The sequence below is a fragment of the Solwaraspora sp. WMMD937 genome (genome assembly GCF_029581175.1).
Taxonomy (GTDB): Bacteria; Actinomycetota; Actinomycetes; order Mycobacteriales; family Micromonosporaceae; genus Micromonospora_E.
On record NZ_CP120738.1, the window covers coordinates 5,815,853 to 5,837,223 of the forward strand.

The following is a 21,371-nucleotide window of genomic DNA, read 5'->3' on the forward strand; positions in this document are numbered from 1 at the left end:
GTAGATATGCCGGTATCGGTCACCATGCCCCGGCTCGGCGAGAGCGTCACCGAGGGCACCGTCACCCGCTGGTTGAAGCAGGAAGGCGACCGGGTCGAGGTCGACGAACCGCTGCTGGAGGTCTCCACCGACAAGGTCGACACCGAGATCCCGTCGCCTGCGGCCGGGGTGCTCACCCGGATCGTGGTGAGTGAGGACGAGACCGCCGAGGTGGGCAGCGAACTCGCGGTCATCAACGGCGGTCAGGACGACGCCGGGCAGTCCGACGGCGGACAGACCGCCCCCGCCGAGAACGCCGCGCCCGCGTCGCAGGAACAGCCCGCCGAGCCGGAGCCGGCCGCAGCGCCGGCCCAACCAGCGGCCGACAGCGCCCCGCCGGCGACCGGTGGCGACGCCACCGCGGTCCGGATGCCGGCCCTCGGCGAGAGCGTCACCGAGGGCACCGTCACCCGCTGGCTCAAGCAGGTCGGTGATTCCGTCGAGGTCGACGAACCGCTGCTGGAGGTCTCCACCGACAAGGTCGACACCGAGATCCCGTCGCCGGTCGCGGGGACGCTGCTGGAGATCAAGGTGCCGGAGGACGACACCGCCGACGTCGGTGCCGAACTGGCCCTGGTCGGCAGCCCCGGTGGGGCCTCGGCGCCGACGGCACCGGAGCCGGCCGCCGCACCGCAGGCCGAGCCCGCCCAGCCGCAGCCGGCGGCACAATCGGAGCCGGCCGCTCCCGCGCCGGCCCAGCCGGGCGCCTCGTACGCCAGCCCGGCCCCGGCCACCGAGTCCGCCTCGCCAGCGCAGGCCGCACCGCCGGCACAGCAGACCGCTCCAGCGGCCCCGCCGCCCAGCGCCAACGGTGACGGCGGTTACGTCACCCCGCTGGTCCGCAAGCTCGCCGCCGAGCAGGGGGTCGACCTGGCCTCGGTGCGCGGCACCGGGGTCGGCGGGCGGATCCGCAAGCAGGACGTGCTGACCGCGGCCGAGCAGGCGCGGGCCGCCGCCGAGCGGGCCAAGGCCGAACAGGCCAAGCCGTCGGCACCGGCCACGGCGCCGACGGCGGCCAAGGCCCAACCCAGCCCGCTGCGCGGCCGGACCGAGAAGATGAGCCGGACCCGGACCGTCATCGCCAAGCGGATGCACGAGTCGCTGCAGAGCTCGGCCCAGCTGACCACGGTCGTCGAGGTCGACGTGACCAAGATCGCCCGGTTGCGGGCCCGGGTGAAGGGCGACTTCCAGGCCAAGCACGGCGTCAAGCTGTCGTTCCTGCCGTTCTTCGCGCTGGCGGCGGTGGAGGCACTGCGCACCCACCCGGTGGTCAACGCATCAATCGACATGCAGGCCGGCACGATCACCTACCCGGACGGGGAGCACCTAGGCGTGGCGGTGGACACCGAGCGGGGTCTGCTGGTGCCGGTGATCCGCGACGCCGGCGATCTCAACCTCGGTGGGCTGGCACGGCGGATCGCCGACGTGGCCGAGCGGACCCGGACCAACAAGATCGGGCCCGACGAGCTGTCCGGTGCCACCTTCACGCTGACCAACACCGGCAGCCGTGGGGCGCTGTTCGACACCCCGATCGTGCCGTTGCCGCAGGCCGCCATCCTCGGCACCGGTGCGGTGGTGAAACGCGCCGCCGTGGTCGAAGACCCGGAGCTCGGCGAGATCATCGCACCCCGGTCGATGGTCTTCCTGGCTCTGTCCTACGACCACCGGCTGGTCGACGGCGCGGACGCCGCCCGGTTCCTCAGCGCGGTCAAGGAGCGGCTGGAGGCCGGTGCGTTCGAAGGCGAGCTCGGCCTGTCCTGACGGCGTTCCACGACCGAGCGACCCCGGTCGCCGTAGCGGTGGGTGCCGGCCGATCCCGGCCGGCACCCACCCGCCGTTCTGCACCCAATGGCGGTGGTCCGCAGCCGGCACCACCGCGATCAGCGAAGATGTCCGCATGCGCATCCTGTTGGCCGGCGCGTCCGGCTTCCTCGGCACCAGACTGACCGACCACCTGCACAGCTGCGGACACGAGACCGTACAACTGGTCCGCCGGCCGGCGCGCGGGCCAGCGGAGTTCAGCTGGTCGCCGTCGGCCGGGCAGCTCGACCCGGCGGTGTTCACCGGCATCGACGCGGTGATCAACCTGGCCGGTGCCGGGGTCGGCGACAAGCGCTGGACCGACGGCTACAAGGCGTTGATCCGGTCCAGCCGGGTGGACAGCACCACCACGCTGGCCACCACGATGTCCGGTCTCGCGGCAGCGGACCGGCCGGCGGTGCTGCTGAACTCGTCAGCGGTCGGCTGGTACGGCGACACCGGCGACCAGCCGGTCGAGGAGAACGCACCGGCCGGTGAGGGTTTCCTGGCCGACGTGGCCCGGGTCTGGGAGGCGGCCACCGGGCCGGCCGAGACCGCCGGCGTACGGGTGGTCCGGCTGCGCACCGGTCTGCCGTTGCACCGCGACGGCGGTCTGCTCAAGCCGCAGCTGCTGCCGTTCCGGCTCGGCCTGGGCGGCAAGCTCGGCAGCGGGCGGCAGTGGGTCCCGTGGATCGCCATGCAGGACTGGCTGCGGGCGGTGACCTTCCTGCTGGACCACGACGACATCTCCGGCCCGGTCAACGTGGTCGGGCCGGCGCCGGTGACCAACACGGCGTTCGGCAAGGCGCTCGGGGCGGCGGTGCACCGGCCGGCGCTGCTGCCGATCCCGGCATTCGCGTTGCACGTGGCACTTGGCGAGTTCGCCACCGAGGCGCTGCGCTCCTCCCGGGTGCTGCCCGGGGCGCTGACCGAGGCCGACTTCACGTACCGGTACCCGGACCTGTCGGACGCGCTGCACGCCGCCCTGACGCAGGGGTGACCCGGCGCCGGGTGGCGTCCAGAGCGGTCAGGGCAGGGCCGGGAGCAGATCGGTGCCGATGGCGCTGATCAGCTCGCCGGTGGCGGCCGGGCCGACGCCCTCGACCATCAGCACCAGCCGGTGGGCGCCGACGGTCGCCGCGCTGGCGGCGAGCCGCGCGGCGCACTCGGCCGCGCTGCCCAGTGGGTGGATTCGCAGCAGGTGCTCGGCGTACGCGTCGAGGTCCCGGTGGGCCGGCGCCGAACCGTCGATCCGGACGTACTCCCGGGTGGTGGCCAGCCAGGGTGGCAGGGTCCGGCGCAGCGCCCGTTCGGCGGCGGCCCGGGAGTCGGCGAGCCCGATCAGATGCACCGAGGCGTGCGGCACGGCGGCCGGATCGTGCCCGCGCTCGGCGGCGACGTCGGCGTACCGGGCCAGCAGGGCGGCCTTCGCCGCGTCGTCGTCGTGCACCCCGAGCAGCAGCGGAAGCCCACGGGCGGCGGCCAGGTCGACTGTCGCCGGCGAGGTCGCCGCCACCCAGACCGGGATCGGGCGGGCCGGTCGGGGCACCACCGGCACGTCCCGGAACGCGAAGAACCCACCGTCGGCGCCGACCGTCGCCGCGCCGGAGAGCCAGCGGCCCAGCAGGTCCAGCGACTCGGCGAAGCCGTCCCGGTACCGGTCCAGGCCGGTGCCGTAGACCTCCAGGTCCACCCACGGGCCGCCGCGGGCGACCCCGAGCCGGAACCGGCCGGCGGAGACCGCGTCGAGCAGGACCGTCTCCTCGGCGAGCGCGACCGGATGCCGGTTGGACAGCACGGCCGCCGCGGTGCCGACCGCGATCCGACGGGTGGCGCCGAGCAGGTAGCCGGCCAGAGTGGTGGCGGACGGGCACTGCCCGTACGAGACGAAGTGGTGTTCGGCAAGCCACACGCCGCCGAGGCCGGCTGCCTCGGCGGCGCGTGCGTAGCCGACGGTGGCCGGCAGACCATGCGCCGCCAGCAGGAACAGGTCCACCGCTGGCTGGTTCAGGTCGCCGGCCGCCGTCGTGGTGGTCGGCTCAGCAGTCACGCAGCTCGGGTGACTGGTTGCGCAGCTGGGCCACCGGGGAGATGAACTCCTGGTAGGTCTCGCCGCCGACGGCGGACAGTTTGAAGGCGGCCACCCGGTGGCAGTTCTGGAAGGCGAACTTGACGCCGAAGTGCCGCTCCAGGCCGCCCCGGATCGCGTCGCTGGCCAGCGCCCGCAGCAGCTGGCCACGCTCGGCCTCGCTGGGCGGCGGCACCGCGTGGTCGGCGAACTCGGCCGTGCCGCTCTGGGCCTCGGCGGCCACCTGGGACACCACCGACCAGGCGTACGGCAGGGACTGGCGTACGCAGTCGACGAACTCGGCGTCGTCGACCCGGCCGGATTCGGCCCGCTCCAGCAGGGCGGCAGGTACGTCGAGGGACATGCTTTCTCCTCACGCTGACGGTCAGCGGACCAGCAGGTCTGGTCCGAGTACGAACTCCGGGTCGACCTGGTCGGCGAGGTTCTCGCCGACCCGGTCGTTGGCCCAGGCGGCGGCGTTGCGTAGGTGGAACTCCACCGCCTGCCGGGTGTAGTTGGCCCAGTCCTTGCCACAAGCATCGACGGTTGTGCGCATCATGTCCAGAGCGTCACGGTTCGCCGGCTCCATCGCGGTGATCGGCTGGTGCCGGCCCCGCTCGGCCGCCTTGACGAAGGCCGATCGCCCGATCCAGGTCAGCAGATCCGCGCCGACGTGCTCGCGCAGGAAGTCAACGTCCGACTCGTCGTCGATCTTGTTGCCGACGACGTGCACCCGGACGCCGTAGTCGCGGGCGTAGCCGACGTACTGCCGGTAGACGCCGACGCTGCGCACCGTCGGCTCGCAGACCAGAAAGGTGGCGTCGAACCGGGTGAACAGCCCGGAAGCGAACGAGTCGGCCCCGGCGGTCATGTCGACGACCACGTACTCACCGGCACCGTCGACCAGGTGGTTGAGCAGCAGTTCGACCGCGCCGACCTTGGAGTGGTAGCAGGCGACGCCGAGATCGTCGGTGGCGAACGGCCCGGTGACGGCGAGCCGGATACCGGCCACCTCGCGGACCAGCGCGTCGTAGATCGGGTTGGCCCCGGCGACGGTGAGCAGCCGCGAGCCTCGCCCGGGCGGGGTGGTCTTGACCATCGCCGCGGCCGAGCCGATCCGGGGATTGTCGCCGCGCAGATACTCCTTGATGTCGGCCAGGTGGTCGCCCAACGCCGGTAGCAGCACCGCCTCGTCGTCGCTGGCGCCGAGGGCCGCGGCGAGATGCTGGTTGATGTCGGCGTCGACCGCGAGCAGCGGCGGCGGGCCGTCGTCGGGGCCGACCGGGGTGGCTGCGAGGTGGCGGGCGAACAGGGCCGCCAGGGTGGTCTTGCCACTGCCACCCTTACCGACAAAACAGATCTTCACCGTGGATCTCTCCCAAACAACTCAACAGGTACGCGTACATTGGAAGTCATTTCCAATAACTTCGTCAAGCCTAGGTACGGCACGGGCGTGTCGGGCGAAATTGGTACTATCCGCCGGTGCCGACCGCTCCGTCCCCACTGCCCGACAGCGCCGCGACCACCCGGCCGGTGACCAGCGGCCGTCCGGGAGGGCGGGCCGGCGGCCCGGCCCGGTGGCGCGCCGACCTGGTCGTCGCGGTGGTCGCGGTGGTCCTCGCCGGCTGGGTCACCAGCGGGCTGTGGGCCGGTCCGGACAGCCGGGCGATCACCGTCAACTCCAGCGACCAGGCGCTGTTCGAGTGGCTGCTCGGCTATGGCGCCTACGCGCTGACCCACGGCGAGAACCCGTTGTTCACGTACCTGCTCAACGCTCCCGACGGGGTGAATCTCGCGGTCAACACCTCGATCACCGTGTACGCGGTGCTGTTCGCGCCGCTGACCTTCCTGATCGGGCCACCGGCGACCTTCCTGGTGATCCTCACCCTCAACCTGGCCGGCACTGGTTTCGCCTGGTACTGGCTGCTGTCCCGGCTACCCACCGGCAACGACGGCGCGCCGTTCGTGCCGTCCCGGCTGGCGGCCGCCGTCGGCGGACTGTTCTGCGGCTTCGCGCCGGCCATGGTGTCGCACGCCAACGCCCACCTGAACTGGACCGCCGGCTGGCTGGTGCCGATCATCGTCTGGCGGGTCCTCGCGCTGCGTGGGCGCCCCGGAGCCCGGCCGCTGGGCCGGGGCGGCTGGGTGCGCAACGGCCTGATCCTCGGCGTAGCCGTCGCGGCGGCCTTCTCGATCGCCGCCGAGGGCCTGTTCTTCACCGCCCTGGCCTGCGGCGTGTTCCTCGGCGTCTGGGCGCTGGACCGCAGCCGCGCCGCCGAGGTCCGCGACGCGCTCCCCCGGCTGCTGCGCGGCCTGGCGCTCACCGCGGTCGTGGCGACCACACTGTTGGCGTACCCGTTGTGGTTGCACTTCTTCGGCCCGCAGGTGTTCCACGGCACCGGTTTCGACGCCCGGGTGCACAGCGAGGACATTCTCGCCTACGGGGCGTTCCCGGAACGCTCGCTCGCCGGTGTCGCCGGGCTGGGCACCGGGCTGGCGCCGAACGAGACCGAGGAGAACAGCTTCTTCGGCGTACCGCTGCTGATGTTGACCGTCGGCTGCCTGGTGCTGCTCTGGCGGGCCGCCGATCCCGGTCGGCGAGCGACGCTGCGGGCCCTCGCCGTCACCGCCGCCGTGTTCGCGGTGCTCTCCCTCGGCCCCCGACTGAAGATCGGCGGGACGATCACCGACATCCCGCTGCCGTACGCCCCGCTGGCCGGCGCACCGGTGTTCAACGCCGCGCTGCCGGCCCGGCTGGCCATGGTGGTCACCCCGGTCATCGGCATCCTGCTGGCGCTGACGCTGAGCCTGCTACTCACCCGTCGGGCGGCCGGACAGGCGCGGTACGGCCGGTGGTGGGCCGCGGCGTTCGTCGCGGCGCTGCTGCCGCTGACCCCGGTCAGTCTGCTCACCATCGAACGGGAGCCGATCCCGGACTTCATCACCTCGGGTGCCTGGCGCGACCACGTCAGCCAGGGCGGGGTGCTCGCCCCGGTGCCGTTCACCCTCGACGTGCTCCCCGACGGTCAACGCTGGCAGGCGTACGCGTTCGCGCACCGGCAGGGCGAGTTCGCCATCCCCTCCGGCTTCTTCCTCGGCCCCGGCGGACCGGACGGCCGGGGCCGGATCGGACCGGTCCCCCGGGCCACCGACGGGCTGCTGCACGAGGTCGCCCGCACCGGCGTGGTGCCGCCGATCACCGACGCCGACCGGGCCGCCGCCCGCGCCGACCTGCGGTACTGGAACGCCGAGGCGGTGGTGCTCGCCGACCGGGTGCACGGGGCGAAGTTCCCGGTCGACGCCGAGGCCCTGCTGACCGCGACCACCGAACTGCTCGGCCCGCCGCAGCGGATCACCGACGTCTGGCTCTGGCCGGCGCCGGAGGGGGGCTGGTGAGCCGGACCACGGACCGGCCCGACCAACCGATGACGGACTAGGCTGGACGGCGTGACCAGCACCCTTCCCCGCGCGCGCGGGGTCCGAGCCGGAGTCGTCGACTACCAGACCGCCTGGGCGGAGCAGCGTCGACTGCACGCCGCCGTGGTCGCCGGCGAGGAGCCGGACACCGTGCTCCTGCTGGAGCACCCGAGCGTGTACACGGCCGGCAAGCGCACCGAACCGTGGGACCGCCCGGTGGACGGCACCCCGGTGGTGGACGTCGACCGGGGCGGCAAGATCACCTGGCACGGCCCGGGGCAGCTGGTCGGCTACCCCATCGTCCGGTTGCCGGAACCGATCGACGTGGTCGCCTACGTACGCCGGGTCGAGCAACTGCTGATCGACGTCTGCGCCGAGTTCGGGCTGGCCGCCACCCGCCTCGACGGGCCGAACCACAGCGGGGTCTGGGTGCCGGCCGACGACCGTGGACCGGCCCGCAAGGTGGCGGCGATCGGCATCCGGGTGGCCCGCGGGGTCACCCAGCACGGCTTCGCGATCAACTGCGATCCGGACCTGACGGCGTACGACCGGATCGTGCCGTGCGGTCTGCGCGACGTCGGTGTCACCTCGCTGAGCGCCGAGCTTGGCCGGCCGGTGACCGTCGCCGAAGTGCTGCCGGTCGTCGAACGGCACCTGCCCACGCTCGGCTGAGCCGACCGCTTCCGGGCCAGCCGGCCGATCGATGCCTCGGGTGAGCCAACTCACCCGGGGAGCGACGGCCGCACGCTCGCCCGGCCGCCCGAGCGGGCATCGGCCGGCGTAGGCTGGCAAGGGTGACCATTGCTCCGGAGGGACGACGCCTGCTGCGCCTGGAGGTCCGCAACGCCGAGACCCCGATCGAGCGCAAACCCCCGTGGATCAAGGTCAAGGCCAGGATGGGGCCGGAGTTCACCGAGCTGCGTGGGCTGGTGCAACGGGAAGGGCTGCACACCGTCTGTCAGGAGGCCGGCTGCCCCAACATCTACGAGTGTTGGGAAGACCGGGAGGCCACCTTCCTCATCGGTGGGGACCAGTGCACCCGGCGCTGCGACTTCTGTCAGATCGACACCGGCAAACCGGCCGAGTTCGACGCCGACGAGCCCCGCCGGGTCGGCGAGTCGGTCGCGGCGATGGGTCTGCGCTACGCCACGGTCACCGGGGTGGCCCGCGACGACCTGCCCGACGGGGGTGCCTGGCTGTACGCCGAGACCGTCCGGCAGATCCACGCGCTGCAGCCCGGCTGCGGCGTCGAGTTGCTGATCCCGGATTTCAACGGCGACGCCGGCCAGCTCGACGAGGTGTTCGCCGCCCGACCGGAGGTGCTCGCCCACAACGTCGAGACGGTGCCCCGGATCTTCAAGCGGATCCGGCCGGCCTTCCGGTACGAGCGCTCGCTCGCCGTGCTCACCCGGGCCCGCACGGCCGGCCTGGTGGCCAAGTCCAACCTGATCCTCGGCCTCGGCGAGGAGCGCTCCGAGGTGTCGCAGGCGCTGCGCGATCTGCACGCCGCCGGGTGCGAGCTGATCACCATCACCCAGTATCTGCGCCCGACGCCGCGGCATCACCCGGTGCAGCGCTGGGTCAAGCCGGAGGAGTTCGTCGAGCTGCGCGAGGAGGCCGAACAGATCGGCTTCTCCGGGGTGATGAGCGGCCCGCTGGTGCGTTCGTCGTACCGCGCCGGCCGGCTCTACCAGCAGGCGCTGCGCCAGCGTGAGGCCCAGCCGCTGGTCGGCTGACCGCCCGGTGAACGGCTTCGCCCCCGGCAACTAGACTCCCTCGCATGGCGAAACCCCAGGAGAAGGTGTCGTTCGGCCAGCGGCTGAAGCAGATCGGCATGGTGTTCTCGTTCACCGCCAAGCGCGACAAGTGGTTCGTCCCGCTGGCGGTGGCCGCCGTCGTGCTGCCGCTGGCGATCACCGTGCCGGTATCGCTGGGACTGGGGTGGATGTGGCTGCCGGTCGGCATCCTGGTGGCGCTGCTCGCCGTACTGATCGTGCTGAACCTGCGGTCGAACACGGCGATGATGAACGTCGCCGAGGGCCAGCCGGGTGCGGCGGCCTCGCTGCTGGAGAACATGCGCGGTGACTGGCGGGTGACGCCGGCGGTCAGTTCGACCACCCAGATGGACATGGTCCATCTGGTGATCGGGCGGCCCGGGGTGATCCTGCTCGCCGAGGGCAACCCACAGCGGGTCCGGGGGTTGCTCGGTCAGGAGAAGCGGCGGCTGGCGAAGGTGATCGGCAGTGCGCCGCTGTACGACTACGTGATCGGCACCGACGAGGGCGAGTTGTCGATCCGCAAGATGCGTACGACGCTGATGCGCTTGCCGCGCAACCTGACCGGCAAGGACGTCAACGCCTTGGACAAGCGGCTGACCGCGTTGTCGGCCCGGCCGCAGTTGCCGAAGGGCGCCATTCCGAAGAACATGCGACCGCCGAAGGGCGCTTTCCGGCAGACCCGGGGCCGCTGACCGCCGGTCGCCGCACTGACGGCCCGGGTCGCGGGCTGGCGGTGCGGTCGTAGGTCAGCTGGGGACGGCGACGACGACCGATCCGGCGGCCCGGTCGTGCAGGCCGCGCCGCCGCCCGTCCATCACCAGGGGTGGGATCACCAGGGCCAGCAGCAGCCCGCGCAGCAGTGCCCGGGGTACGCCGATCCGGCCGCCGTCGGCGTCCGAGACGCACCGGATCCTGGCCAGCCACATTCCCGGGGTCTGGGCGAACAGCCCGAGGAAGATGCCGTACTCGGCGATCAGCACCACTACCGGTGGCCAGCCGGACCGGGCCGGGTCGGCAAACAGGCTGGAGATAAGCACACAGAGTAGCCAGTCAATCACTAGGGCACCGGTGCGGCGAAGTAGGCTGGACACCTTGGCACCCGACCCCGCCGGGCCGTCCGTCGCCCCACCCGCAGCCGCGTTTGCGCTAGCCGCCACGCTGCTCCCCCTTCCGATACCCACGAACGGCCAGACTAGTCTGGGCCGTCTGCCGTATCCTGCGGGGGACGATTGGTCGGGATCACGCTCCGCACCGGACGTAACACGGCGGAAACATTAGAGACATGGTGGGGCAACCCTGCGGCCATAGCGTCGCGACCAGCATAGCCATCAGTGCGACGTGCCAGGAGGACGTGTGTTCGCCAATCCCGAGGAACTACTGCGGTACCTCAAAGACGAGGGCGTGAAATTCGTCGACGTACGCTTCTGTGACCTGCCCGGCGTGATGCAGCACTTCAACTTGCCGGTCGAGTCGGTCGACGAGGACATTTTCACCACCGGCCTCGCCTTCGACGGGTCTTCGATCCGTGGTTTCCAGGCGATCCACGAGTCGGACATGCTGCTGCTGCCGGATGTCGCCACCGCCTTCATCGACCCGTTCCGGATCGAGAAGACGCTGGCGCTCAACTTCTTCATCCACGACCCGTTCACCCGGGAGCCGTACTCCCGGGACCCGCGCAACGTGGCCAAGAAGGCGGAGGCCTACCTGGCGGCAAGCGGCATCGCCGACACCGCCTACTTCGGGCCCGAGGCGGAGTTCTACATCTTCGACTCGATCCGCCACGAGACCTCCGCGAACCAGGCCTACTACTACATCGACTCGATCGAGGGTTGGTGGAACAGCGGTCGCGAGGAAGAGGGCGGCAACCGCGGGTACAAGACCAACTACAAGGGCGGCTACTTCCCGGTGCCGCCGGTCGACCACTACGCCGACCTGCGTGACAAGATCGTCCGCAAGCTGATCGACACCGGCTTCACCGTGGAGCGGTCGCACCACGAGGTCGGCACCGCCGGCCAAGCCGAGATCAACTACAAGTTCTCCACCCTGCTGCACGCCGGCGACCAGCTGCAGCTGTTCAAGTACATCGTCAAGAACACCGCCTGGGCCAGCGGCAAGACCGCGACCTTCATGCCGAAGCCGCTGTTCGGCGACAACGGCTCCGGCATGCACACCCACCAGAGCCTCTGGCTCAACGGCGAGCCGCTGTTCTACGACGAGACCGGCTACGCCGGCCTGTCGGACACCGCCCGCTGGTACATCGGCGGTCTGCTGCACCACGCGCCGTCGCTGCTGGCCTTCACCAACCCGACGGTCAACTCCTACCGTCGGCTGGTGCCGGGCTTCGAAGCACCGGTCAACCTGGTGTACTCGCAGCGCAACCGGTCCGCCTGTACCCGGATCCCGGTCACCGGCAGCAACGCCAAGGCCAAGCGGGTCGAGTTCCGGGTGCCGGATCCGTCGGCGAACGTCTACCTGGCCTTCTCCGCCATGCTGATGGCCGGCCTGGACGGCATCAAGAGCAAGATCGAGCCGCCGACGCCGATCGACAAGGACCTGTACGACCTGCCGCCGGAGGAGTGGGGCAACGTCAAGCAGGTGCCGGGTTCGCTGCCGGCCGTGCTGGACTCGCTGGAGGCCGACCACGACTTCCTGCTCGAGGGTGGAGTCTTCACGCCGGACCTCATCTCCACCTGGGTCGACTGGAAGCGGTCCAACGAGGTCGACCCGGTCCGCCTGCGGCCGACCCCGCACGAATTCGCGATGTACTTCGACTGCTGATTCCGGCCGCGCCGGTCCAGCAGTGGGCGACGGCGGTGGGGGCGGGCCTAGGCCCGCCCCCACCGCCGTTTCGTTGCCCGGACCTCCTCCAGCCGCCCGTCAGCTCGCGCCGGGGCGCCGGGCGGACCGGACCGCCCGCACCACCAGCACCACGATCAGCGCGCACATGGCGACCGTGCCCGGCGCCTTGGTGAGCGCGGCGACCCCCGAACCGTCCGGCAGGACCAGGAAACCGGCGACCGCCACCGGCAGCAGGAACCACCCGGTGCGGTACGCGGCGGCGGCCAGCAAGGCCAACGGCCAGCTCAGATACCACGGGTAGACGACCGGCGCGGCAAGCACCGTGGCGGCCAACGCCAGCCCCGCCCCGAACACCACGGTCCCCCGGTCCCAGGTCTGCGGTGGGCCGACGGAGTCCGCCACCGGCACAGCGCGACTGTCCGGGCCCCGCCAGCCGGTCAACGGACCACCGCCACGCCACACCCGCCACCACAGCCACACGAGGAAACCGGCGAGCAGCGCCAGGCCTACCGCGCGGACCGCCCCGATCGCGTCCAGTCGCACCCCGACCAGCCGCCCCAGGTAGTCGATCAGCAGCCCGACGGCGGTCGGCGGCGAAATCCACTGCCGTGAGTCGCCGCTGCGGGCCAGCCCGGCCACCCAGCCCAGGCCGAGCCCGGACAGCGCGGTGGTGGCCGCGACCGCGCCGACCACCCCCGCCACCACCAGCGCCCCGGCCCGGACCAGGGCGGCCGGTCGGCGCGGCCCGGCCACCGCGAGCACCGCCGCGAACGGTACGACCACCAGGGCCGTCGCCTTCACCGCGACGGCCAGCCCGAGCAGCAGCCCACCGGCGACGGCCGCCACCGACACACCACCGACGCCGCCGGTCCCGGCACCCGCCCGGCCGGTCCCGCCGCCGGACTGGCGGGCCGATCCGGCGGCGATCACCCACAGCGCCGTGACCAGCAGGCCGACCATCAACGCGTCGTTGTGCGCCCCCGACACCAGGTGGATGAGCACCACCGGGCAGCCGACGGTCAACCACAGCGCCCGGCCGGCCGGCAGGCCGCACCTGGCGGCCAGGCCGGGCAGCGCAACCGCCACCAGCACCAGCCCGGCCACGGCGGTCAACCGCAACGCCAGCAGGGCGCCGGTCAGGCCGGCACCGACCGCCACCGCCAGCCCGGCGAGCCAGACGAACAGCGGCCCGTACGGGGCCGGGGTGTCGCGCCACAGCGGGGCGACCGCGTCGACCCAGGGACAGCCCTGCCCGGTCACCCCGGCGTACGGGTCGCCGCCGTCGCGCAGGATCCAGCCCTGGCAGGCGTACGAGTAGACATCCCGGCTGCCCAGCGGCGGTGCCACCAGCAGCGGCACCACCCAGAGGCCGACGGTGGTCAACGCCCACCGTACCGACGGCACGCCGTGCTGGGCCGACCACCAGGCCCACGTCATCGCGCCGGTGCCGCCGGCCCAGGCGAGCACGCTGAGCGCGCCGGTTCCGCTGGTGAAGACCGCCCAGCCGGCGGCCGGTGGTTCGGGCAGCGCGCCGCCCAGGTTGGCGGCGACCGCGAGGGCGACCGCGCCGGCCAGGCCGACGTAGCGGATGAGGTGGTACCGCGTCCCGGGCTCGCCGCAGCGGTCAGGCACCGAGGACCCGCTCCGCCGCGGCCCGGCAGCGGCGGGCGGTCCGCAGGTAGTCGTCGAGGAACTGGCCGGGGTCGGTGCCGCCGAGCAACCGGACCACCCCGGCCAGCTCGGCACCGTGCCGGGGCAGCTGGTCGGTGGCCCGGCCCCGGACCAGCATCAACGCGTCGCGGACCCGGGAGGCGAGGACCCAACCGTCGCGCAACGCGGTCGCGTCGGCCCGGTCGACCAGGTCGGCGTCACGGGCCGCGGCCAGCGCGACCAGGGTACGGGTCTCACGCAGCGCCGGCACCGCGTGCCCGTGCCGCAGCTGGGTCAGCTGCACCGCCCATTCGACGTCGGCGAGCCCGCCCCGGCCGAGCTTGGTGTGGGTGGCCGGGTCGGCGCCGCGCGGCAGTCGTTCGGTCTCCACCCGGGCCTTGATCCGGCGGATCTCGACGACCTGCTCCCGGCTCAACCCGCCGGCCGGGTAGCGGACCGGGTCGGCGACGGCGACGAACTCCTCGCCCAGCGACGGGTCGCCGCAGACGAACCGGGCCCGCAGCAGCGCCTGCGCCTCCCACACCTTCGCCCACCGGGCGTAGTACTGGGCGTACGCCGCGAGGCTGCGCACCAGCGGCCCCTGCCGGCCCTCGGGGCGCAGGTCGGCGTCCACCCCGAGCGGCGGGTCGGGGGCCGGCATGCCGAGCAGTCGGCGCAGCTCCTCGGCGACCGCGCGGGCGGCCGCGCTGGCCTCGTCGTCGGCGAGGCCGGGCGGTGGGTCGTAGACGAAGAGCACGTCGGCGTCGGAGGAGTAGCTCATCTCGTACCCGCCGAGGCGGCCCATGCCGATGATCGCGAACCGCAGACCGCCCGGCGGCGGCACGGTCTCGACCGCGACCCGCAGCGCGGCGGCGAGCGTGGCGTCGGCCACGGCGGACAGCCCGGCACCGACGGCGGCCACGTCGAGCCGGCCCCGGGCCTCCCGGGCCGGGGCCAGAGCGCCGGCCCGGTTGAGCACGTCGGCGCAGGCCAGCCGGAGCAGTTCGCGGCGGCGCAGGGCCCGCACCGCGCGGACCGCCTGGACCGGATCCGGCGGCTCGCCGCCACCGCTGCCGAGGTGGCGGGCCGCGGCGGCGTCGAAGCCGGTGCGCAGCACCGCCGCGTCGCGCGGGGTGAGCTCGGCGTCGGACGCCAGCATCCGCAGCGCCTCGGGCTCGCGGGCCAGCAGGTCGGCTGCGTACCGGGACAGCCCGAGAGTGCGGGCGAGCCGGCCGGCTACCAGGCCTTCGTCGCGCAGCAGCCGCAGATACCAGGGGGTGCTGCCGAGCTTGTCGGACACCTGCCGGTAGCTCAGCAGCCCTCGGTCCGGCTGGGGGGCGTCGGCGAACTCCTGCAGCAGCACCGGCAACAGGGTGCGCTGGATGGCGGCGGTCCGGGAGACGCCGCCGGTGAGGGCTTCCAGGTGCCGCAGCGCGCCGGCCGGGTCGGCGAAGCCCAGCACCTCGAGCCGGCGCCGGGCGGCCTGCGGGGTCATCCGCAGCGACTCGGCCGGCACCCGGGCGACGGATTCGAGCAGCGGCCGGTAGAGCAGTTTGGCATGCAGCCGGCGTACCTCGGTGGCGTGACTGACCCAGTCGGCCCGGAACGCCTCGACGACGTCGGTTTCGGGGGTCGAGGCGTAGCCGAGGGCCTGGGCGAGCCAGCGCAGCGCCACCGGGTCGGCCGGCACGGTGTGGGTACGGCGCAGTCCCTGCAGTTGCAGCCGGTGCTCGACGCCGCGCAGGAACCGGTAGCCACGCAGCAACGCCTCGCCGTCGGCGCGGCCGACGTACCCGCCGGCGACCAGGGCCCGCAGGGTGGGCAGCGTGCCGGGGGCCCGCAGCGTCTCGTCGACCCGACCATGCACCAGCTGCAGCAGCTGGACGGCGAACTCGATGTCGCGCAGCCCGCCCGGGCCGCGTTTGATCTCGCGTTCCAGCTCGCGGGGCGGGACGTTCTCGATGATCCGGCGGCGCATGGCCCGCACGTCCTCGACCGCCTCCGGACGCTCGGCGGCGTGCCAGACCAGCGGCGACAGCAGCCGGATCCACTCCTGCGCGAGGTCACGGTCGCCGGCCGCCGGCCGGGCCTTGAGCAACGCCTGGAACTCCCAGGTCCGGGCCCACCGCTGGTAGTAGGCGAGGTGGCTGGCGAGGGTACGGACCAGCGGCCCCCGGTTGCCTTCCGGGCGCAGCGCGGCGTCCACCGGCCAGGCCACCAACCCGCAGATGTGGATCAATCGGGTGGCGACAGTGGTGGCGACAGTCAGGTCGGCGTCGTCGGCGGCGACGAAGATCACGTCCACGTCGGAGACGTAGTTCAGCTCGTTGCCGCCGCACTTGCCCATCGCCACCACGGCGAGGGAGGGCGGGCCGCTGCCGTCGGGCAGCTCGGCGACGGCGATGTCGTACGCGGCGGACAGGGTCGCGTCGGCCAGCGCGGACAACGCCGCCATGGTCTGTTCGAGACACCGCCCGCCGGTCAGGTCGGCCGCCGCGATCCGCAACAGGGCCAACCGGTACGCCCGGCGCAGCGCGGAGACTGCCGCCGCGCCGACCAGCGGGGTCGACGCGGCGTCGGCATCGGTGATGGCCGGGGCGACGTCGAGGACACCGTCGGCGGCGGGGGCCACCCCGTTCTCGGTGGCGAGCACCGACCACTGGTCCGGGTTGGCGACCAGATGGTCGCCGAGACTGGACGAGGCACCGAGGACGGCGATCAGCCGCCGTCGCAGCCCCGGGTCGGCGTGCAGGGCGTCGAGCACCGGCGACCCGCCGGCACCGTTATCACCGCCGACCCCGCTACCGCCGGCGGCGGCGTCGCGCCGCTGCGCCTCGACGAGCCGGTGCAGCTGACGCAGCGCCAGATCGGGGTCGGCGGCCCGGGACAGCGCGGTCAACAGTTCGGCGGCCGGCGGGTCGACCGGCTGCTGCGCCTGCACCTGCCACAACCCGAGCCCGTCGGGGCCGAGCAGGTCGGCGGCCCGGACGGTGTCTGTACCGCTGACGTCGAAGCCGTACCGGGCGAGCCGGCCGGTGGCACTGGTCGGTCTGGTCATCGGGGGCCTAACTGCCGAGCAGCGGAAGGGTCCGGGGGATGTCCGAGTCGGGCAGCTGGCCGAGGGCGAGCGCGGCGAACCGGACAGCGAACGGTTGCCAGACCTCCTCGATGTCACCGAGCACCTCGACGCAGGCGTCGACGACCACGTCGGCGGGCAGGCGCAGCTCGGTCAGGATGGTGGACCCGGCCGCCCAGGTGCTGACCATGTCCCGGTCGCACTCGATGTGGAACTGCAGCCCCCAGGCCCGGTCACCGAGGCGGAATGCCTGGTGGGGGTAGTGCGTGGAGGCGGCGAGCAGCACCGCGCCGTGGGGCAGCTCGGTGATCTCGTCGACGTGCCACTGCAGCACGTCGGGTGCGAGGGGCACAAACCGGAACAGCGGGTCGGTGGCGGCGGCGTCGCGCTTGCCGACCAGCGCGGGCCCGATCTCCGGGCCGGCGGCGCTGCGTTCGACGGTACCGGCGTGCGCGGTGGCGAGCAGGTGGGCACCGAGCCCGATGCCGAGGGTCGGGATCCGGTGGCGGACGGCCTTACGCAGCAGCCCTTCGACCGCAGGCAGCCAGCTGGCGGCCGGGTCGGGACCGACGGCGGACGGCCGGCCGCCGAGGACGATCGCCGCCGGTCGGTCGGCCAGGTCGGCCGGGACCGGGTCGTCGGCGTACGGGCGGCACACCTCGATCGGCAGGCCGGCTTCGGCGAGCCACTCCCCCAGCCGCCGCAGGTCGTCGGTCGGGTCGTTCTCGATCACCAGAGCGCTGCCCACGTGTCGAGGCTATCCAATCGGCCGGGGCGGTGACCGTAGGTGGTGCCTGCGTGCTCGCGGTTGCGTACTCGTAAAATCTGCTCGCTCGGACCGGCACCGAATCTGCTCGTTCGGACCGGGAACCTCGCGTAGTCTCGCGCCGGTGACCGACCCGCGACCGGCCGACCGCCGAGGTGGTGAGCCGCGTTCCCCAGCGGCTGAGCCGGTCCGGCCTGGAGCTGCAACGCTGCACCCGCCCGCGCTGCGCCCCGGCGACGAGGTCCGGATCGTGGCCCCGGGTGGGCCGGTCGCAGCGGAGCCGGTCGAGCGGGGGATGGCCGTGCTGGCCGGCTGGGGGCTGCGGCCCCGGTTGGGCCGGCACGCGCTGGGCCGGCACGGTTTCCTGGCCGGCACCGACCGGCAGCGGGCCGCCGACCTCGCCGAGGCGTTCGCCGATCCGGCGGTACGGGGCATCGTCTGCGCCCGGGGCGGCTACGGCACCCAGCGGGTGGTGGACCTGCTGGACATGGCGGCGGTACGCCGGGATCCGAAGGTCGTCTGCGGCTACTCGGACATCACCGCGCTGCACCTGGCGCTGTGGCGGGGTGCCCGGTTGGCGACGCTGCACGGGCCGGTGGCGGCCTGGGACGACGAGCGGACCCCGGCGGTGTCCGCCGGGTCGCTGCGCCGGGCTCTGATGGAGCCGGTGCCGACGGTGCTCACCCGGTCACCGGACGAGGCCGGCGCGACTGTGCTGGTGCCGGGTCGGGCCGACGGCACCCTGCTCGGCGGCAACCTGACCGTGCTCGCGGCCTCGGTGGGCACCGCCGACCTGCCGGACCTGACCGGGGCGATAATCCTGATAGAGGAGATCTGCGAGCCGCCGTACCGGGTGGACCGGCTGCTCACCCAGCTGCGCCGGGCCGGTGCGCTGGAGCACCTGGCCGGGGTCGCGGTCGGCCAGTTCACCGACTGTGCCGACCGGCACGGGGTGGACGTCGCGCAGGTGCTGGGCGAGCGGCTGGGCGACCTCGGTGTACCGGTGCTCGGTGGGCTGCCGCTCGGGCACGGGCAAACCCCACGCACCGTCGGCCTCGGCGTACCAGCCACCCTCGACGCCGCCGCCGGCACCCTCACGGTCTCCCCCGCCGTGCGCTGACCTGAGCTGGCCGGACTCTCAGCCCACTGACAGCTTCGGCACGGGTTGCGTTGAGGGCAGCCGGGCACCGTCGGTCAGGTCATCGCACCACACCGAGACGACATCCGGAGGTCGCTTTGTCCAGAAGGATCACGAGGAAGCGGGCGCTCGCCGGCCTGGCTGCGGCGGGCGTGCTCAGCGTCGGGATCGCGGCGCCGACCATCGCCTTCGCGCAGGAGGGCGCCGAGCCGAGTGCAGGTGCCAGTGCCGACGGATCGACCGGCGAGGAGCGCCGGGCGGCGAAGACGACCGAGTTGGCTGACGCGCTGGCCGCGGAACTCGGCGTCTCCGCCGACGACGTCACCGCCGCCCTGGAGAAGATCCGTGAGGAGCGGGCCGGCGACCGGCCCGAACGCGGAGATCGGCCGGAGGGGACGGCCGACCGGCAGGCCGCGCTGCAGGAGCGGCTCGACGCGGCGGTCGCCGATGGGAAGCTCACCCGGGCCGAGGCCGACGCGGCGCTCAAGGCGTACGAGGAAGGGGTGCTCGCCGGCCCCGGACGCGGCGGTGGTCCGGGCCGTGGCGGCCCGATGGGCGGTACGGACGAGGAGCCGGACGCCGCCGAGTCGCCGGACGGCACCTGACCCGCTCCCGTCCCCGAAAGGTCCTGGCGCCGGAACACCCTTCGCGGGGTTGCTCCGGCGCCAGGATCGTCTTCGCGCCGGCCGGCGGCGGCCGGGGACGACGAGCCGGCTCAGGCGATGCAGGCGCAGATGATCAGGGCGGCGCCGAAGTGCGACGCGGCGCTGACCCGGGCGGCGGGGTGCGGCTCGTCGGAGCAGATCACCGCGCCGAGCCGGCCGGGGGTCAGCCAGTCGAGCACGGTGAAGGCCAACGCCATGATGCCGAGCCCAATCAGTCCGAAGAGGATGGTCGAGGCGAGCCCTTTGGTGAACGACGGGTAGCTCGTCAGGATCGCGGTGAAGACGATGCCGGCGACGCCGAGCTGGTTGGCGGCGAGCAGCAGCGCCGCGTTGCCGTTGCGCTGCACCCAGATCAGCTCGCGCAACTTCCCAGGGGTGAGCCAGTCGACCACCACGAAGCCGGCCGCCATCAGAGCGACGCCGACCGCTCCGAAGACGATGCTCTGCCAAGCTCCGGTGAGCAGATCCTCCAGCACGCACGTTCCTCCCGATCGGGTCGCCGCGGGGGCGGCGAGTGTCGGGAGGGACGATAGCGTGGCGGCGCCAGCCTGCTCAGAGCGCGCCGAGGTAGCGGCGACGCTCGTACGGGGTGACCTCGCGGCGGTACTGCTCCCATTCGGAGCGCTTGTTGCGCAGGAAGAAGTCGAAGACGTGCTCGCCGAGCACCTCGGCGATCAGCTCCGAGCTGGCCATCACCTCGATGGCCTCGGAGAGGTTCTCCGGCAGCGACTCGTAACCCATCGCCTTGCGCTCGGCGGCGGACAGCGCCGACACGTCGTCCTCGGAGCCCGGCGGCAGCTCGTAGCCCTCCTCGATGCCCTTGAGGCCGGCGCCGAGCATCACCGCGAAGGCCAGGTACGGGTTGGTCGCCGAGTCCAGCGAGCGGACCTCGACCCGGGCCGAGTTCGGCTTGCCGTACGCGGGGACCCGCACCAGCGCGGACCGGTTCAGGTGCCCCCAGCACACGTACGCCGGGGACTCGGTGATCCGGTCCGGCAGCGCCTGCGGGAACAGCCGCTTGTAGGAGTTGACCCACTGGTTGGTGACCGCGGTGTACTCGCGGGCGTGCACCAGCAGTCCGGCGATGAACGCCTTGGCGACCTTGGAGATCTTCATCGGATCGCCGGCGTCGTGGAAGGCGTTGCGCTCGCCCTCGAACAGCGACAGGTGGGTGTGCATCCCGCTGCCCGGCTGGTCGGTGAAGGGCTTGGGCATGAAGGTCGCCGCGACGCCGTGCGACAGGGCGACCTCCTTGACCACGTGGCGGAAGGTCATGATGTTGTCGGCGGTGGTCAACGCGTCGGCGTAGCGCAGGTCGATTTCCTGCTGGCCGGGGGCCACCTCGTGGTGGCTGAACTCGACCGAGATGCCGATCCGCTCCAGGGCGAGCACCGCCTGGCGGCGGAAGTCACGGGCCACCGCGTGGGTGGTGTGGTCGAAGTAGCCGCCGGAGTCGACCGGCACCGGGGTGGACCCGTCGGCCGGGCTGTTCTCCAGCAGGAAGAACTCGATCTCGGGATGGGTGTAGAAGGTGAAGCCCTTGTCGGCCGCCCGGGACAACGCCCGGCGCAGCACGTGCCGGGGATCGGCCCAGGACGGCGTACCGTCGGGCAGCAGGATGTCGCAGAACATCCGGGCGCTCTCGCCGCTGACGCCGCCCTCGAACGGGAAAACCTGGAATGTGGTGGGATCCGGCATGGCGACCATGTCGGACTCGAAGACCCGGGCGAACCCTTCGATGGCGGAGCCATCGAAGCCAATGCCTTCTTCGAATGCTGCCTCAAGCTCAGCCGGCGCGACCGAGACGCTCTTGAGCGTGCCGAGCACGTCGGTGAACCACAACCGAACGAAACGGATGTCGCGCTCTTCCAGAGTACGGAGCACGAACTCCTGCTGACGGTCCACGTCTACCCCTCGTGACACTGGTCTGCCCGGACCGGTTCCATTCTCCGCGCTGCTGCCCTCCAGCGCAGGACCAGGTGCTGTCGGCTCCCACCTGAGCTGCCCAGTCTTTACCGACCTCGTTACACCGACGTTACGGGACCGCTCCGGTCGCGCACCTGGCGGGGCCAGCCGACAGTCCATACCATTCCGGCTCTTTACTGCCAACCGTCACGAAGGGGATATTAGACCACGATCACCGGGGCGCACCGGAGCATGTCCGCACAGTCACCT

Annotated in this window: 18 protein-coding genes; 9 read left to right on the forward strand and 9 right to left on the reverse strand. The window is 72.7% G+C overall.

What is annotated here, in order from left to right; all coding sequences use genetic code 11:
- Positions 1–6 precede the first annotated feature (6 nt).
- Both sucB and O7621_RS25620 read left to right on the forward strand, forming a co-directional pair.
- Positions 7–1,800, forward strand: coding sequence for a 2-oxoglutarate dehydrogenase, E2 component, dihydrolipoamide succinyltransferase (gene sucB / locus O7621_RS25615; protein ID WP_282231595.1), 1,794 nt, complete (start codon positions 7–9; stop codon positions 1,798–1,800).
- Between the two features lie 136 nt (positions 1,801–1,936).
- Positions 1,937–2,839 carry a TIGR01777 family oxidoreductase gene (locus O7621_RS25620; RefSeq protein WP_282231596.1) on the forward strand — a complete coding sequence of 301 codons (903 nt, stop codon included), beginning with the start codon at positions 1,937–1,939 and terminating at the stop codon, positions 2,837–2,839.
- 27 nt (positions 2,840–2,866) lie between these two features.
- Here the strand turns inward: O7621_RS25620 and O7621_RS25625 are convergent, their stop codons facing one another.
- Genes O7621_RS25625 through O7621_RS25635 form a run of 3 tightly spaced genes read right to left on the reverse strand, consistent with a single transcriptional unit; the run spans position 2,867 to position 5,273 of the window.
- Positions 2,867–3,889 (reverse strand): LLM class flavin-dependent oxidoreductase, encoded by a 1,023-nt coding sequence (locus O7621_RS25625; protein WP_282231597.1) that lies wholly within the window; start codon positions 3,887–3,889, stop codon positions 2,867–2,869.
- Positions 3,879–4,271, reverse strand: a complete 393-nt coding sequence (locus tag O7621_RS25630; RefSeq protein ID WP_282231598.1) for an SCO5389 family protein — start codon at positions 4,269–4,271, stop codon at positions 3,879–3,881. The genes O7621_RS25625 and O7621_RS25630 overlap by 11 nt, the downstream gene beginning before the upstream one ends.
- A gap of 21 nt (positions 4,272–4,292) precedes the next feature.
- The gene (locus O7621_RS25635) at positions 4,293–5,273 is read right to left on the reverse strand and encodes an ATP-binding protein (protein WP_281550777.1); all 981 of its coding nucleotides are present in this window, start codon (positions 5,271–5,273) and stop codon (positions 4,293–4,295) included.
- Positions 5,274–5,440: 167 nt separating this feature from the next.
- On the opposite strand from O7621_RS25635, the gene O7621_RS25640 reads away from it, so the two are divergent.
- The 4 genes from O7621_RS25640 to O7621_RS25655 all read left to right on the forward strand — a co-directional run bounded on the left by O7621_RS25640 (position 5,441) and on the right by O7621_RS25655 (position 9,794).
- Complete coding sequence (locus O7621_RS25640) at positions 5,441–7,303, forward strand: DUF2079 domain-containing protein (protein ID WP_282234729.1); 1,863 nt, start codon at positions 5,441–5,443, stop codon at positions 7,301–7,303.
- A 51-nt stretch (positions 7,304–7,354) separates the two neighbouring features.
- A complete protein-coding gene (gene lipB, locus O7621_RS25645; RefSeq protein WP_282231599.1) occupies positions 7,355–7,996 on the forward strand; it encodes a lipoyl(octanoyl) transferase LipB in 642 nt (213 codons plus the stop codon).
- Between the two features lie 122 nt (positions 7,997–8,118).
- On the forward strand, positions 8,119–9,060 hold the full coding sequence (gene lipA / locus O7621_RS25650; RefSeq protein WP_282231600.1) for a lipoyl synthase: 942 nt from the start codon (positions 8,119–8,121) through the stop codon (positions 9,058–9,060).
- Positions 9,061–9,104: 44 nt separating this feature from the next.
- Complete coding sequence (locus tag O7621_RS25655) at positions 9,105–9,794, forward strand: DUF4191 domain-containing protein (protein WP_282231601.1); 690 nt, start codon at positions 9,105–9,107, stop codon at positions 9,792–9,794.
- Between the two features lie 54 nt (positions 9,795–9,848).
- Here O7621_RS25655 and O7621_RS25660 read toward each other — a convergent pair whose 3' ends face one another.
- Complete coding sequence (locus tag O7621_RS25660) at positions 9,849–10,193, reverse strand: RDD family protein (RefSeq protein ID WP_282231602.1); 345 nt, start codon at positions 10,191–10,193, stop codon at positions 9,849–9,851.
- 262 nt (positions 10,194–10,455) lie between these two features.
- On the opposite strand from O7621_RS25660, the gene glnA (O7621_RS25665) reads away from it, so the two are divergent.
- Entirely contained in the window at positions 10,456–11,880 is a 1,425-nt protein-coding gene (gene glnA / locus O7621_RS25665; RefSeq protein ID WP_282231603.1) for a type I glutamate--ammonia ligase, read from the forward strand.
- Between the two features lie 99 nt (positions 11,881–11,979).
- On the opposite strand, the gene mptB is transcribed toward glnA (O7621_RS25665), so the two are convergent.
- From mptB to O7621_RS25680, 3 genes are read right to left on the reverse strand one after another with little or no spacing between them, the layout of a single operon-like run.
- On the reverse strand, positions 11,980–13,533 hold the full coding sequence (gene mptB / locus O7621_RS25670) for a polyprenol phosphomannose-dependent alpha 1,6 mannosyltransferase MptB (protein ID WP_282231604.1): 1,554 nt from the start codon (positions 13,531–13,533) through the stop codon (positions 11,980–11,982).
- On the reverse strand, positions 13,526–16,609 hold the full coding sequence (locus O7621_RS25675) for a bifunctional [glutamine synthetase] adenylyltransferase/[glutamine synthetase]-adenylyl-L-tyrosine phosphorylase (RefSeq protein WP_282231605.1): 3,084 nt from the start codon (positions 16,607–16,609) through the stop codon (positions 13,526–13,528). The genes mptB and O7621_RS25675 overlap by 8 nt, the downstream gene beginning before the upstream one ends.
- 7 nt (positions 16,610–16,616) lie before the next feature.
- Positions 16,617–17,375: a type 1 glutamine amidotransferase gene (locus tag O7621_RS25680; protein ID WP_282231606.1), complete on the reverse strand. Its 759-nt coding sequence runs from the start codon at positions 17,373–17,375 to the stop codon at positions 16,617–16,619.
- Between the two features lie 226 nt (positions 17,376–17,601).
- On the opposite strand from O7621_RS25680, the gene O7621_RS25685 reads away from it, so the two are divergent.
- Together O7621_RS25685 and O7621_RS25690 are read left to right on the forward strand one after the other, a co-directional pair.
- Positions 17,602–18,513 carry an LD-carboxypeptidase gene (locus O7621_RS25685; RefSeq protein ID WP_282234730.1) on the forward strand — a complete coding sequence of 304 codons (912 nt, stop codon included), beginning with the start codon at positions 17,602–17,604 and terminating at the stop codon, positions 18,511–18,513.
- A gap of 116 nt (positions 18,514–18,629) precedes the next feature.
- Positions 18,630–19,136, forward strand: a complete 507-nt coding sequence (locus O7621_RS25690; RefSeq protein ID WP_282231607.1) for a hypothetical protein — start codon at positions 18,630–18,632, stop codon at positions 19,134–19,136.
- Between the two features lie 110 nt (positions 19,137–19,246).
- Here the strand turns inward: O7621_RS25690 and O7621_RS25695 are convergent, their stop codons facing one another.
- Together O7621_RS25695 and glnA (O7621_RS25700) are read right to left on the reverse strand one after the other, a co-directional pair.
- Positions 19,247–19,672, reverse strand: coding sequence for a DUF350 domain-containing protein (locus O7621_RS25695; RefSeq protein WP_282231608.1), 426 nt, complete (start codon positions 19,670–19,672; stop codon positions 19,247–19,249).
- A 76-nt stretch (positions 19,673–19,748) separates the two neighbouring features.
- Positions 19,749–21,101 carry a type I glutamate--ammonia ligase gene (gene glnA, locus O7621_RS25700; protein ID WP_123602782.1) on the reverse strand — a complete coding sequence of 451 codons (1,353 nt, stop codon included), beginning with the start codon at positions 21,099–21,101 and terminating at the stop codon, positions 19,749–19,751.
- Between the last annotated feature and the right edge of the window lie 270 nt (positions 21,102–21,371).